This is a genomic window from Koromonas humicola, from assembly GCF_059726255.1.
The window spans coordinates 3039213-3054168 of the sequence record NZ_AP040873.1 but is presented as its reverse complement, the minus strand read 5'-3'; the positions used below and the strand labels follow the sequence as shown (position 1 = coordinate 3054168).

General features: G+C 54.0%; 10 protein-coding genes and 1 tRNA gene. 5 read left to right on the top strand and 6 right to left on the bottom strand.

Going from position 1 to position 14956, the window contains the following annotated elements:
* Window positions 1-96 precede the first annotated feature (96 nt).
* Complete coding sequence (locus tag AC6IZD_RS13280; protein ID WP_497783795.1) at window positions 97-1116, bottom strand: ROK family protein; 1020 nt, start codon at window positions 1114-1116, stop codon at window positions 97-99.
* A 317-nt stretch (window positions 1117-1433) separates the two neighbouring features.
* Window positions 1434-2120, bottom strand: coding sequence for an HAD family hydrolase (locus tag AC6IZD_RS13275; RefSeq protein WP_497783794.1), 687 nt, complete (start codon window positions 2118-2120; stop codon window positions 1434-1436).
* A gap of 180 nt (window positions 2121-2300) precedes the next feature.
* Here AC6IZD_RS13275 and AC6IZD_RS13270 point away from each other — a divergent pair, with 180 nt between their 5' ends.
* Together AC6IZD_RS13270 and AC6IZD_RS13265 are read left to right on the top strand one after the other, a co-directional pair.
* Complete coding sequence (locus AC6IZD_RS13270; RefSeq protein WP_497783793.1) at window positions 2301-3065, top strand: SRPBCC family protein; 765 nt, start codon at window positions 2301-2303, stop codon at window positions 3063-3065.
* The gene (locus AC6IZD_RS13265) at window positions 3062-4261 is read left to right on the top strand and encodes a zinc-dependent alcohol dehydrogenase (protein WP_497783792.1); all 1200 of its coding nucleotides are present in this window, start codon (window positions 3062-3064) and stop codon (window positions 4259-4261) included. The genes AC6IZD_RS13270 and AC6IZD_RS13265 overlap by 4 nt, the downstream gene beginning before the upstream one ends.
* Window positions 4262-4439: 178 nt before the next feature.
* Here the strand turns inward: AC6IZD_RS13265 and AC6IZD_RS13260 are convergent, their stop codons facing one another.
* Together AC6IZD_RS13260 and AC6IZD_RS13255 are read right to left on the bottom strand one after the other, a co-directional pair.
* Complete coding sequence (locus tag AC6IZD_RS13260) at window positions 4440-5363, bottom strand: alpha/beta hydrolase (RefSeq protein ID WP_497783791.1); 924 nt, start codon at window positions 5361-5363, stop codon at window positions 4440-4442.
* A 546-nt stretch (window positions 5364-5909) separates the two neighbouring features.
* Window positions 5910-7442: a hypothetical protein gene (locus tag AC6IZD_RS13255; protein WP_497783790.1), complete on the bottom strand. Its 1533-nt coding sequence runs from the start codon at window positions 7440-7442 to the stop codon at window positions 5910-5912.
* Window positions 7443-7948: 506 nt separating this feature from the next.
* Between AC6IZD_RS13255 and AC6IZD_RS13250 the strand changes: the two genes are divergently transcribed.
* The gene (locus AC6IZD_RS13250) at window positions 7949-10618 is read left to right on the top strand and encodes a PAS domain S-box protein (RefSeq protein ID WP_497783789.1); all 2670 of its coding nucleotides are present in this window, start codon (window positions 7949-7951) and stop codon (window positions 10616-10618) included.
* 135 nt (window positions 10619-10753) lie between these two features.
* Complete coding sequence (locus tag AC6IZD_RS13245) at window positions 10754-11122, top strand: hypothetical protein (RefSeq protein WP_497783788.1); 369 nt, start codon at window positions 10754-10756, stop codon at window positions 11120-11122.
* A 62-nt stretch (window positions 11123-11184) separates the two neighbouring features.
* On the opposite strand, the gene AC6IZD_RS13240 is transcribed toward AC6IZD_RS13245, so the two are convergent.
* Together AC6IZD_RS13240 and AC6IZD_RS13235 are read right to left on the bottom strand one after the other, a co-directional pair.
* A complete protein-coding gene (locus tag AC6IZD_RS13240) occupies window positions 11185-11796 on the bottom strand; it encodes a hypothetical protein (RefSeq protein WP_497783787.1) in 612 nt (203 codons plus the stop codon).
* A gap of 178 nt (window positions 11797-11974) precedes the next feature.
* Window positions 11975-12062: transfer RNA gene (locus tag AC6IZD_RS13235), tRNA-Leu, on the bottom strand.
* Between the two features lie 326 nt (window positions 12063-12388).
* Here AC6IZD_RS13235 and AC6IZD_RS13230 point away from each other — a divergent pair.
* Window positions 12389-14902: a hypothetical protein gene (locus tag AC6IZD_RS13230; protein ID WP_497783786.1), complete on the top strand. Its 2514-nt coding sequence runs from the start codon at window positions 12389-12391 to the stop codon at window positions 14900-14902.
* The last annotated feature ends 54 nt before the right edge of the window (window positions 14903-14956 follow it).

Sequence of the window (14956 nt, the reverse complement as noted above, 5' to 3'; positions counted from 1 at the left end):
GTCAGACAGATCAACTGTGAATCCTCTTCCTCCACTAAACAATTAACGGCCGCCCTAGTCAGGTGCGGCCGTCTTTTTTCGTTGGCGCTTGGAAAGCTAGATCAATCCACTTTGCCTCGCCATGGTCAGTGCTTCGATAGCGGAACCGCGCGCTCCTGCCGTATCGCCATTGGGCATCGAGTAAATCGGAATGTCGGACTGCTCCACGTGTTCTTCTGGCATGCCCACTCGGATTTCATTCAAGAACCACTTACCGAATTCAGGGCTTGCTTCGAGTACTCCTCCCCCTACGATGAATGCGTCTGGATCGAACGTATACACCATGCAGTCGAATAGCAACCCAATCGCATGGGCTTGCACGCGAAAGATTTCTTTGCTCAACTCATCGCCTTTGTCTGCCAACCCACGGACGAGTTTAGCCGCGTCATGCAGGTTGCCCACTTTGGCGAGTTCGTGTCCAGGGTACTTTTGGAGGAAGTACGGAAGTAGGTTCTTCTCGATAGCGGTCAGAGAAGCGAATGATTCGAGGTCGCCGATGTGGCCACAATTGCAGAGGGGTTTCATCCCGTCTATTCCCGTGATCATATGGTACGGAATGAGCATGTGCCCCAACTCTCCTCCAAAGCCCACACGCCCTTTCACCGCGCGGCCTTCAATGATCACGCCTCCCCCAGTGCCCGTCCCGATCACGACTGAAATCGAGGTTTCTTTGCTTTTGGATCCGAACAGTGAGTAGTGTCCCCAGATCGCGCCAGCATTGGCATCGTTCAGATATGTCACAGGTTTGCCCAACATCTGTTCCAGGCGGCCGCGGATATCGACATCTCCCCAAGCCTGATTCAGGAAATTCGGTGGCCCGCCAGCGCAAAGTGTTCCGGTTGCACTCGCCGGACCGGGTGTATCTAGGCCGACGGCAACAATGTCGGAAACTGCGATCCCTGCAACTTTAGCTGCGATTTTCAGGCCTTCAGTGATCTGACGTAAGCAGACCTCGGGCCCCTGCTTGGTGAGAGCCGGATGTTCGCATAACCCATCAATTAGGAACTTTTCGTCTTTGTCGACGAAGGTGTAGTTAATGGCAGTTCCGCCAAGATCAATTCCCGCAACTATCTGCACGTAGTATCTCCATTAGGACGGAAAGATATGGTAACGGTTCCAGTTAATCGTTAGAGGAATGAACTGTCAAGAGAAATGGTCAGTCCCCCGTAGTCCTCGTGGCGGAGGCAATCTCTCGGGCTCTCGGGGGGATCGCGCGCCACAGTATTCGGCGACATGCGCCCAGTGTGCCTCTAGGGGGCAAGAAAGATGTGTTTTTGTTGCCTCAGCAATTGAGCAGAGCGAGGCTAGTGTTCAAGGGAGTCGTCGGGACTAGGGACAACCTGTATCGAGACAGGAAGCGATTGCAATACAGCAGCATTCCTGCGAGCCCGTGCCTAGCTTTCAGGGGTTTTTGGTTCAGGCGTACTCTTTTCCGCTACGAGCAAGGGCAGGTCACGCATATCGTGAAATGCAAATGAGGCTCCAGCATTTAGAAGTTGCTGGTCATGCTCTGCACCACAGTGCGAGCCTCCACAGAACCCGAGCACAAGCATTCCGGCGCGCACCGCGGCTTGCACCCCCGGGACGCTGTCTTCTACCACTATGCAGCGTGACGGACTTGCCTTCATCCAGCCAGCGGCAAAGATGAAAACATCCGGTTCTGGTTTTCCGCGCGCAACCATCTTCGCGCTAACTATGTTTGGCGCAAATCGGTCGTAAAGTCCTACCGCAGTAAGCCCGACACGGAGTGTTTCAGGGGAGCTACTCGATGCTACGCACACAGGTATAGGCAGGGAATTGAGTGCTTCTGGCACGCCTGAAATTGCGGTCAGACTGTTTGCGTAAGCATCTGCTCGCCTCTCCCTTACTGCAAGGCGGTAAGAGTCAGGAATCTGATGCCCCCAGTCCTTCTCGACTTCGGCCTCCATTTCTCGCGCGGTACGACCAGCAAAGCGACGGATTACTTCCTCCGCCGTGATGACGTATCCAAGGTTAGTGAGTTCCTCGGCCGCGATTTGACAAGCGACAACCTCACTGTCGATCAGCACTCCGTCACAGTCGAAAATGACAGCATCGAACAATCTTAGCTCTCCTCTACTCAAGTGTAATGCGTCGAGACAACATCCGAGTCTCAGAACGCAGAGTCGTTCGATGTTGCCGAAGGGAAGCACGGAATTAATTAGCCCAGGGCGGGCATCGACGTGTGCGGTGACGCAGTCTAACCTGTAATTCCACACAAAGGTCGTACAGATATGCTTGAAATGTTACGCACACGCATCGCGGATGCTGGGCGTGCGAGGAATGGAGCGGTGTCCGCCCGGCAATGGGGCGCCTGGATCGGCGGTGGTGCCTTGGCACTGTATGGCATAAGTCGCCGATCGCCATTGGGAGTTGCGTTGGCCGCAAGCGGTGGCACAATCGCCTTGCTCGGCAGCAAGCAACGAAATGCAACCAAGAAGACGACAGCCTCAACAAGCCTTCTGATCAATTGCTCACGTCAAGATGCATATCAATTCTGGAGAGATTTCCAGAACCTGCCTCGCTTTATGAACAGGCTGCACTCAGTAACCGTGTTCGACAATCGGCGCTCGCGATGGGTGGCCATCGGACCTTTGGGACGGCCTGTACGGTGGGAGGCCGAGATCACGGACGAGCGCGAGAACGAGTTCATAGCCTGGCGGTCGCTCTCAGAATCGGATGTTCAAGTCGAAGGAAGAGTGGAGTTTCGGGAAGCTCCGGCTGGGCGCGGAACGCTCATCAGCACGCGCATCTACTTTCATCCCAAGGCCGGAACTAGCAACATGCTCGCGCGATTCTTCAACAAGGGAGCGAGCTTCGCGATACGTCAAGACATGCGTAGGTTGGAGGCGATCATGGAAGCCGGCGAGATTCCGACGACGGAAGGCCAGTCCCATGGACCACGCGATGTCGTGACACGAGTAATGAGACTTGCCGACCCGACGCAACCGATTCCCAAGGGATCAAACCTGAGAGACGCCTTTGCACAGAGTGGGAGGACCGCATGAAAGCAGTCTGCTATATGGGCGTAGAAAAGATGACAGTCGAAACCGTCCCGGATCCGAAAATCCTAAATCCGCGCGATGCCATTGTCAGAATTACAAGCACCTGCATCTGCGGCTCCGACCTTCATCTCTATGACGGCTTCGTACCCACGATGGAGCAGGGCGACATCATGGGACACGAGTTCATGGGGGAAATCGTGGAGGTCGGCCCTGGCATCAAGCCTGAGAAATTGAAGGTGGGCGACCGCGTGGTCGTGCCTTTCACGATCGCGTGCGGAAATTGCTTTTTCTGCAAACGCCAGCTGTGGTCATGCTGCAACAACTCAAACCCGAATTACTGGATGGCTGAAGAGATGATGGGCTTTTCTCCTTCGGGCCTGTTTGGGTATACGCACATGCTCGGCGGATACGCAGGTGGGCAGGCGCAATACGCACGCGTGCCGTTCGCGGATGTGGGGCCGATCAAAGTGCCGGAAGGAATCTCTGACGAGAAGGTCGTGTTCCTTTCCGACATATACCCGACCGGCTACTTCGGTGCAGTGAATGCAGAGATCGAGCAGGGAGACACTGTTGCGGTATGGGGTGCTGGTCCAGTCGCGCAATTCGCAATTCGCTCAGCATTCACGCTGGGAGCAGAGCGCGTGATCGCAATAGATCGCTTTGACTATCGATTGCGAATGGCCGAAGCGGGAGGCGCCGAGACGATCAATTACGAGCAAGTCGATGATGTGGTGCAGACACTGAAAGACATGACCGGCAACATTGGCCCTGATCGATGCATTGACGCTGTTGGCATGGAGGCTCATGACCACGGACTGATGTACATGATGGATCGTGCGAAACAGATGGCGCGAATCGAGACGGATCGTCCCATTGCGCTGAGACAGGCGATTCAGGCATGTCGAAAAGGCGGGACAGTGTCTGTCCCCGGAGTGTACGCAGGATTTGTGGACAACATTCCTATGGGCGCCTTTATGAACAAGGCGTTGACGATGAAGACGGGGCAGACGCACATGATGCGTTTTATGAAACCTCTACTGGAGAAGATAGAGAAAGGTGAAATCGATCCTAGCTTCGTCGTAAGTCATCGTGTCCCGATCGATAGGGCACCAGAGATGTATAAAATGTTTCGCGACAAGCAGGACAGTTGCACAAAGGTAGTGCTGGATCCGTGGGCAGATGGCGCAAAGGCGGCTTAGCAACTGTAATCGCCGGAATGACAGAGTACACCGATGATTCCGGAGCAAGACGAGGCTGGGACCAAGATCGCCGGAAACAAAGCACATGGGCTGCGTAGCTTGATGATCAAAACGGGTGAGAGCAGAGGCTAGGCCTCTGCTCGATTCTTGCCACTACAACTAAGAATTCTGAAGCAAGTTAGGTTCGCTTCGCAGTCGCGAAAGTCTTGTGCGAGTTCATCCAGTCAACAAACAATTCAAGCCAGCGGTCACTCGGGCGGTGGTTGACGAGGGACCCGAAACCATGACCTCCCTTCGAGAAGAGATGCCACTCAACTGGTGCGCCGGAGTGTTTCCAAAACTGGTACAGCGGAATCGCGTTCTTCTGGACGGTGACCAGCGGGTCATCATCTGCCCAGACCATAAATAGCGGAGGAAGATTGGCGGCATTCGCTGACATTTCGACTGGCTTTACGCCATAGATGCAGGCAAAGAAGTCGGGCCGACTCTCAGATGTGTGCTCGACCGCGGCTCGGATCGACACGTAGCCTCCGGCAGAGAAGCCCAGAATTCCAATGCGCGTTGGATCGATGTGAAATTGTTGTGCGCGTGATCGCACCAGGCGCAACGCCGTTTGAGCGTCAGCTACGGCATAGTTTCCGACCTTCTCTGCCAGTGTTTTCTCCCATCCGGGTTCACTTAAGCTACGTTCCAGCTCTGCATGCCACCCTGGTCCCGTCGGGATGAGGCGGTACTTGAGGATAAAGACAGTGAATCCGGCCGCGAGTAGCTTGCGTGCAGTGTCGTAACCTTCGTTCGAGATGCTTAGGAAGTAGAAAGCTCCTCCTGGTGTGAGGATCACAGCCGTTCCGTTGGGCTTGGGAGGATGGTAGGCGAGCAGCGAGGGGCGAGTTATGTTGCGGATGAGCGAGTAGTCACCGTTTGTTTCCGTTATTTCCTTCTGCGTCCATTGCTCAGTGCCAGGTGCGGCTCCGGGGTAAAGCGGGATGACTTCCGGTTCGGGCAGCGCAGGAAGTGGCGCGCTGGTTTTGCTGGCGAATGCACTCGAAACAAGCGGAATACTGCCAAGCAGCGCGATGAGACGCCGTCGTGATATAAGCATGGGGCCTCCGATATGAATGGAAACAGTGTAGCGCGTTGCACTCGCGACGAGTACGGAAGAGAAGGTGCTGGGAGTCCACGAATCATTAACCCCACAGTTAAGCCGACGCATTGCATCCAGCACGGGTGATGTTGTTGCTCGGCTGCAGACTACGGTTGCAACAGGGAAGGAGGGATTTCGGTAGTCTCGAAAAGCTCTCTGATGACCTGGCGGCGGTACGCGAAGATTTCTTGCACGTCACGCTGAACCTTAAGGGCGTGTGCAACTCGGCCGAGGACACCCAGAGGCAAACGGGTGATGGATTGATATCAAGAATTTTGAAGTGGAGCCACGGAGGCGTGATCTGTTGCAGGTTTTCAGCCTTGGAGAAGAACTCGAAGACTTCGCGAAGTGGTCGGGGGACAGCTTGCTCGGCTTTGAAGACGTACAGTGGCATCTGCGGATGAGATGCCCGGGAAAATCAAACGGCGCAGGAGCGGTTGCGGTGCTTTCATTGATATGAAAGTTGAGCGCGCGTTTTGAGACTGATACTCAAAATCGATGAATTCAATTATTGAGACTTCTTTGTCGCTGAAATAGAACGCTGCTTTTGTCGCTGTATATCTGTGACCAAGACGAATTCAGCTTCAGAGATTTCGACAATCGCGAGTCGGGCGGCATCATCACGTATTCGATTTTGTATTTGTCGAGGACAGCTTGAGGATCATTGCCGGTTGTGGCTGACCAGTAATCTGCGAACACACCGTTTGTCGAATAGGGATCACCTCGCCCATCGATGAAGACCTTCAATTGCGGCGCATTCCACATGATGTACCCGCCCCAGTCCCAATCGTGCAAGATACGGCCCTGAATGTCGTTCGATTTCATGTAGGCCAGGGCTCCATCGGGATAGTTCACGAGACTTTCAAGTTTCCAGTCGCGAGGCGCTGTCTTTACGAAGAGAAAAGCAAACAGCGCGAGAACTATAGCGTTCACGAGCCATTTGTTCACTTGATTTTCGTTCGAGATCTCAAGCTTTTGATTTTCTCCGTCGGTCGCGTTCTGTTGAAACTTGAGGTGTCCGGCAAAAATGGGGGGAGCTAGAATTCCGGCGAGGAACAGGAATCGTACGTTCGTGAGCGAGAAGTAGAATGCCAGAATGATGAGTCCAATTTCGTCCAACCTCCAGCGCTGCTTTGAGAAGATTGCGATTACAAGCGTGCCTAGAATCAGAATCATCGCAAGCTTTCCCAGTGGCGTATGGAAGTCAACAGATGCGAACTCCTGAATCGTAGCTGGGCCAGTAGAAGAACCGCCTCCGAACATTACGCGGAATGGATACGCAACCAGACGAAACCCGAATGGGTTCGCGAAGAGCGCAACTACAGATCCGACCGCTGTCATGAGAAGCAAGCGCAATTGGTGCCAAGACCAGCGAGTCGCATTAGCATTGCCCCAAGTGCCTTCGAACAGTCCCGAGCCTATAAAAATGCCGAATACAACAATGCCCATTGGCCAGGAGCCGTGAGAGTTGATCCAGAAGCAGAATAGAGGCGGTATTGCCCAGAGCCAGTGATAACGCTCTCTTCTGACCTGATCTAACAAAACGAGAAGGATTACAAGATAGAGCCACCCGAACAACAAGGTACGCCCGCCAATAGAGACCTTAGCAAGTATTGACCCGCCGATCGTCGCAAACAGAGAGATTGTTGGACTGTTGCTCGCACGAGTGCAGAGGTAAAAGACGCCAAGAAAGATGCCGGAGCAAAGTAGGAAGACGAGTCCGAAAACGGTGGGCAGTTCCGCAATTTTATATGCACCGTAATACGCCAGTTCAGAAAGCCACTCGAAGGGAAGTACTGGAGCACCGGCTGCAGTGAAGGAATACGTCTCTGCAACAGGCAAATGTCCCGTGCTCAGCAGATACTTGGCATTGCGCAGGTGCCACCATAAATCGGGGTCAGGGACATCAACTTGCGAGAAGATGTAAATCACATAGGTAAGCAAGCACACGTGAAGCAAAGGGAAGTGCGGCGAAGGCTTATTCACGACGGGGTGTGCCGTGGCCGGCTCGACACAAAGTGAACTCGCTTGTGACATTAGACTCTCCTGCAAACATGACATGCTTCACAGATCAGTGCTTACCTTGAGAGCTCCAGATCAGAGCAGATCATCATTACCACGCGTTTCATCATGGGGCAAGAGCCGATTTAGGTAGGGGTGCTGGACGGCTTTTCCTGTGTCAACTTGTATTGTTCCACCATTGAATTACTAGCCCGTGCGTTGGCGAGCCTGGCGGGTAGATTTCAATGAGACTTATTAATCTCAGTGTGTATTTTAGGATCACATCTTAAGGTTGGCATAGTTTGGCGCATCGCGCTCTCAGTGCAAACTAACACTCGGGTTGATGAGATAAGTGATAGCAAACAAAGTTATTCGATCCGCACAATTTTGTTGCCGGGGGCGCCTAAAACTACGCGGAACACCCGATAGATTGAATATGCACGGACTTTACAATCTATACATTTCTTATGTCGAGCCATGAAGAAGACCTCACTTCTTTTCGGAGTGAGACAGACCGGGTCAAGGTGGCCGAAGGGGGAACATTGAGTTCCGAAACAAACCGCTTTGGCCGATTTGCGGCAGCGACGAATGACATGCTTTGGGAGCTCGACCACAAAGCTGGCAAATTCGTCGTCTCCTCCCAATTCAAGTCTTTTGGACACACTGATGCGAACATGCCCGAATTGTCTTTTGAGGCGTGGGTCGGACTAATTCATCCCGACGACCGGAATGCGGTGTTGGAGTCTATTGGCAAAGCGCTAGCTGAGCGGGCGCCTTCCTGGAGTTGCGAGTATCGGCTATGCCGAACCAATGGCGTTTACTCGTGGGTGGTCGCACGTTGTATGACGTCGTATGACGCTGACGGAATGCCGGTGCTATCAGTCGGCGGTACAACCGAAATAACTGCGCAGCGCGACGCCGAAGCTCGACTGAAGGAAAGCGAGCAGCGCTTTTTAAAGTTGGCGGAAACAGCAGTTGAAGGAATACTCCTGCTTGATCGCGACTTTCGTGTTCTCTACGTAAATGCGAACGGTGCCGAGTTCCTAGGCTACAGCCCCCAAGAAATTATCGGTAGACCAGCCATTGAGTTTCTTCATCCGGATGAGCATCAAAAACTTCGCGAGCAGCAAAGGCTACGAACTGCGGGGCACAGTAGTCGATATGAGGCACGCGTAGCCACTAGGTCGGGAGAAGACAGATGGCTTATTGTCTCGGCTAGTCCCATCGAGACTGTTGGAGAATGGAATCGCGTCCTCGTGGTGTGTACGGACATCACGGAGCGGAAAAGAGCGGAGAACCAGTTGGCGGATGCGAACGCACGCCTTGAGGCAATCTTTGAGAACTCCGCATCGGGACTTGTTCGAGTCTCGCTTGACGGACGCCTGCTGGAAACAAATCTCGCTTTTCAGAGTATGTTGGGATACTCCGGCCAGGAACTTCTTCAGAAGACATTCCTCGACATCACTCACCCCGACGATGTCGAAAGTTCAAAGCTGCTTGTGACTTCGAGCATTTCCGACAAGAGCAAGCAATTCACTTGCGAAAAGCGATATCGCAAGAAGGACGGCAATATTGTTTGGGGACGCGTTACAGCCTCTTGTGTGAAAACAGAAACGGGCGAACCCTGGTTTCTCTTCGCTGTAATCGAAGACATCACAGAAGAACATTTAGCGCACGAGAAGGCCGAACGACTTGCGAGAATCGTCGAGACAAGCGATGACGCAATCATCGCTCTCGCACCTGATGGAACCATTCAAAGTTGGAACAGAGGTGCAGAGCGGTTGTATGGATTCACGGCCGAAGAGATGATTGGCCGGACAGACCGCCATCTGATTCCGCCTGAGCGCGCGAGTGAGTTTGAAGCAATCCTTGAGTGCACCCGCAGCGGACGCCGACTCGATCATTTCGAGACTGTGCGGTTGAACAAGTCTGGTCATCCTGTACCTGTCTCACTGACCATTTCTGCAATCACCGACACTCAAGGAAGAGTGATAGGTGCGTCGAAGATTGTCAGAGACATTTCAGAAAGAAAGAAGGCAGAGCTACTCGAAGCGCAGGTCCGAGAAGCTCAAAAGCTTGAAGCAATCGGGCAGCTTGCCGGAGGTGTAGCGCACGATTTCAACAATCTGCTCATGGTCATCCAAAGCTACGCAGAGATCTTGGGGGAAAGGCTTGGTCCCGACCGTGAACTGCAAGAGAACGTGCAACGCATACTCGATGCCTCAAGTCGCGGCACGGGAGTGACACAGCAGCTCTTAGCCTTCAGCAGAAAGCAAGTGGTCACTCCATCCACAGTCGATGTGTGTGCAGTCACGCGCGAAACCTTGAAGATGGTCACTAGAATCATTGGAGAGGATATTTCGCTGTCCTTTTCCGAGCCGAGCAAACCGTTGCTGATTGAAGGCGATGCAGGCCAGCTCGTGCAGGTTCTGATGAACCTTTGTGTCAACGCTCGAGACGCAATGCATGAGGGCGGAAAGCTCAGCATCCGGTTGGAGCGGAAAGAGGTGACGACGAACTGCAACGAATGCTTGCAGTACGCACTGAGCCCAGGACTCTACGCCGCTATATCCGTTACGGACACAGGACACGGAATGACTCCGCAAGTGCAGTCTCGGGTCTTCGAGCCGTTCTTCACTACAAAGGAAGTGGGGAAGGGCACTGGCCTGGGGCTTGCGACTGTATATGGCATCGTGAGGCAAAATCGTGGTCACATCGCGCTTACAAGCGCCGTAGGACAGGGAACGACGTTCACGATCTATCTTCCTCATAGCTCAAAAGTGCCAAGCGAAGCGCCTATTGCCCTACATCAACCCCAGAGTAGGCAAGGGACCATCTTGGTTGTTGAGGATGAGAGGGCTTTGCGAGAGGCGATTTCCAGCTTCCTAAGACAGAAGGGACACAAGATCGTTGGTGCTTCAAATGGACTAGAGGCATTGAAAGTTGTTGATGAGATGGGTGGCGCGATTGATGTTTTGCTCACCGATGTCGTCATGCCTGGAATGAACGGACGAGATCTGGGACGAGTGCTACTTGATCGTCAGCCAGATCTAAAAGTCATATACATGACAGGCTATGCAGACGATCGATATCGGATTGGCGAGCTCGGGGACACAATTCTTAAAAAGCCATTCGCGCTTAGTGCACTGGTTTCTAAACTCGATCCGATTCTGGAAGCGAAGCTAAATTCTGGAAGTCGAAACTTGTCTTGACCTCATCGAGTTTCGTTACAGGCGACGCCGCCAACCCGCTTCGGGTAGATTGCGTCACACCCGCATCTGACGGTCGTAAGGAGTGAAGGAATCCTGTTGGGACATCGAGTGCTTGTACAGCCCGAGAGTAAACGCGTGATCACCAATCTGTTTGATGTGGTGAGCTACCAGGACTTGGCTGATGTTGTAAGTGAGATCGACCGCTCTCCACGATTTGAAGCCCGCTTTGATGAATTCGTAGATCTCTCCGATGTTAGAGCTTTCGACTTGCCGCCCAACGCCATGGCTGAGATCGGAAGTGCATGCAGCCGAATCTTCTCTACCACCTCGAGACGTGTGATTCTTGCCCCAAGTGATCTTGCGTTCGGAATGGCTAGAGTGTTTCAGGCATTCGCTGAGCCGAATGCAGAAGGCAATGTGCGAGTTGTCCGTTCAAGAGCAGAGGCCTATTCTTTGCTCGATCTTGATCAAGACTCAATCCCTCCGCTCTCGCCGCAGAGATAATCGCCCGACAATCCTGAGGGAGATTTGGATGCCGAGTGGCCAATTCGGCATCCCATCACGCTTTACTGCGCTGGTCTCGATTTCAGACCGGATTTCGTGGACTTCGCACTAGCGCGCAGTTGGAGCTCCTGCGCGGTCTTGAAGGTCAGCTCTGTTTCCGCCGGAATGTCTTTCTTTCGCCCGGTGTAGGCCTGTGCGCCAGCACCTCCAGCACCTCCAACGAGAGCTCCAATGCCTGCACCTTTGCCGCCGCCGAAGAGCGCTCCGAGCACGGCTCCCACCGCGGCTCCGCCACCGACATACTTAGCTGTCCTCTGATTGGCTCCGAATCCAGATCCGCTGGAGGTGTTCGAGGTTCCAGCAGTTGTGATGATGTACCTCCGACCCTGAATGGTCACTGCCCGGAGATCGAGGATGGTGTCTTTTCCGTCGCTGGTTGGGGTTGCTACGAGTTGCGCGCGTGAGTTGCGCGGAATCGCAACACTGCCTGCCTTGTTCATCACGTCGTTGCTAACGGTGGCGGCATAGGCCGCGCCCGCTTTGGGGTGCGCAGGAACGGCAGTATCCGTTCGCACTTTGATTTCGGTCCCTCCCGGCAGCGTCCGTGTGGTCTGCGCAAAAGCTCCACTGAACGCGAGGCACAGCAGGGTGGTCAAAAACATGTTCTTCTTCATTGATTCCTCCTAGGAGTTCGGGCCCATGTACGCGTACTGGAATCCTGTATGCGGGAAAGAGGATTACTGTTGCCTGAGATATGCGAGTTCTCGATACGGCGGACTGATTTGGGCTTCGAGTGGGAGACTTAGCGAAACAGCGCTGTGTAGGAGAGAAATGTAGAGGAATAAATGGTTTTGGTGCCGGGAGGGGGAATCGAACCCCCACGACCACGAAGGTCGGCAGATTTTGAGTCTGCTGCGTCTGCCAGTTCCGCCATCCCGGCTCGCCACGCAGATGCGGCAGGAGTATAGCCTGCAAACATTGAACTGCGCTGCTGAGGTGGTTCAGGGCCACTATTGGTAGCCGAACTTATTAGCCCTGAGCAGAATTAGTATCGCACAGGGATTGCATCGCTGCCAATTTGTTGTCGTGCATATCTCATACTCGCGTGTTCTCGATTTTGCATATTCGGACATTTCGGTGTCGGATTAGAAGTTGCACTCGTAAGTGTTTGGCACTGACGCATTTTCAATCTATATGAATTTGGTTCGGGGGTAAGTGCAAACCCACAGCTCGGAATATGATAGGAACATGGAGGAATTTCACAGGTTGTCGGGTCTGAAACATTGGCTAATCGGGATTGCGCTGGTTCTGCTGCCAGGATTGGCTTGGGCAGATGCGGGCGCATTCGATCTGATCGGGCCGCGGGTGGAAGTTACGGTAACACGCGCGGGCAAGACGCTGCCGATTGCCGAAGTTCCGAACCTGCTCGCCGGAGATCGCCTGTGGATCCATCCCATGCTGCCCGACGATCAACGGGCACGATACCTGATGGTCGTCGCCTTCCTGCGTGGCGCCACGAATCCTCCTCCTGATGAATGGTTTACACGCATTGAGACCTGGAGCAAGAACGTGCGCCAGGAGGGAACCGTAGTGACGGTGCCCAAAGATGCGCAGCAGGCGCTGATCTTTCTGGCACCTCAGACCGGCGGTGACTTCAGCACCTTGAGATCCGCCGTGCAGGGCAAGCCTGGCGCTTTCGTCCGAGCCGCTCAGGATCTTCAACTCGCCAGCTTGAACCGAGCGCGACTGGACAAGTATCTGGCTGCCATTCGCGAGTCGAACGATTTCGACTCCAAGCTCCTGCATGACCGCGCACTGACGCTGGCGCGCAGCTTGAGCATCAAGGTCGACGAACAGTGTTTTACCAAGCCGAGCTTGCAACAGGCATCATGTCTGATGCAGAACAGTGATCAGCTTGTGCTCGATGACGGCCATGGGCAGTCAATGGTTTCCACCTTGACGCAGGGCGCCGGATCGGATCTATTAGGAGCAATTAGTACGACGCGAGTCGCTGGCGGTGGCGCATACAGTCCGTATGTGGGTGTGGTGGTCGATCTGGCAAGGTTGATGGAAAACCTGCACACGGCCAAGTATCAGTACATTTCCGCGCTTGCCCTACCGCAGGGCGATGAACTGCACTTGCGGCTGAACTATCCTCCGTCGTTCCATAAACCACAGTCGGTAATCGTGATTGGGCTTCCGGTCGTGCAGCAGGCAGTCAAACCGCTGCTGCAAGCTGTTCCTACCGACATGACGTACTGCGTTCAGAATCCCAAGCTGGTGATGGGGGCCGAGGGCGCGCCACTGGTGTTTTCTTCCGACTTGGCACATCATCTGACTCTTCATTTGGAAAACAAGGACGGAAAGTCGGTCGAGATTCCCGTGACGGCGAATGCGCTGCTTGGCGGGTTTGTTCCGACCGGGCAAATTCCTGATCTGAGCTGGATGTCATATTCGTTTGAAGGACGGGTCCATGGGCAGTGGGGATTTGAGCCGTTCGAGGGACCGACTTACAAGCTACAGCGATCCGATTCTTCTGCCGTTTGGGTGATTCCTGAGGAAGAGAAGACATCCTCTATCGCCGGACACGACAGGTCGCTGCATGTGCACTCGGAAAACAGTGTGTGCGTAGAGAACGTCGATTTCCGCGGTGCGAAAGGCGAGGTAAAGAAGGCCGAGTGGAAGTCGATAGGGAAAGACCTTGAGGTACAACTGCCCCTCTCTCGTTTCCCGGCTGGAGAAAGCGCGCTAGTCATAAAGCAATACGGAGTTGAGAAGCCAACCGATGTGCCGTTGCGGGTATATGAGGAGGCATGTCGATTGGATCAGTTCGCAATACACGCGGGTGACAGCCAGGGAATTTTGAAAGGAACCTGCCTAGATCAGGTGGTTTCGCTCGACGCTGCGGGAATGCGCTGGACGGCTGCTGGTTCCGACGCTCCAGAAGGCTTGCCGATGGCGGCGGAAAAGCCTGAAAAGCTCTCGCTGAAAGAGCGGCAGTCGCTCACAACGCATGTGCAGCTGAAGGATGGACGCGTGTTGGAACTTCGCGGAAATGTCTTGCCGGCACGTCCAAAACTATCTCTCATGAGCAAGGTTATCGAGCCAGCCGCATCGCCAATTCATCTCGACAGCGAAGACGACTTGCCGGTGGACGCAAAGTTGCACTTCCGGCTGAAGTCGGAACAGCCTAGCACGTTCGACAAGGCAGAGAAGGTAGAAGTTGCAAGTACGGATGGCTTCTATCACACCGAGTTGAGCCTTGAGAATGGCGGAGTGATCCGCCAAAACGCACACACCGTTATGGCGACGTTGGAGATCCCCAAGACCTTCGGTGCGTCGTCATTTGGTACATTGAGGTTCCGCCCGATTGCGGGCGATGGTGCGAAGGGCGACTGGCAGCCGCTCGTAACCCTAGTGCGCTTGCCGGAACTGGGCGAGCTACATTGCCCGGCGGTCCAAGACGAACCGTGTACCCTGAGTGGCACGAACCTGTTTCTACTACAGGCGGTTGCGTCCGACTCGCAGTTCCAGCATGCGACAGAAGTCAGCGAGAATGCGATGGACCTGAAGGTCGAAGTTCCTCGGCCCAAGGGAAAGACCTTGTACGTGAAGCTTAGGGACGATCCGTCGGTGGTTCACACCTTGCAAATGCCAGTGAAGAAAGACGCGCCTGCGCCGAGCAAAGAGTCGGTGACAAAGAGTGAGGCTCCGGCTGCGGCACACTCACGCGAGAAGAGCGCAAGTACCACAAAGCAAACTGATCCGGAGCCACAGTAATAGCTGAATTGTGATTATATTGAGTCGCGGAGTGCGGCTCCTAAATTCTGCTGC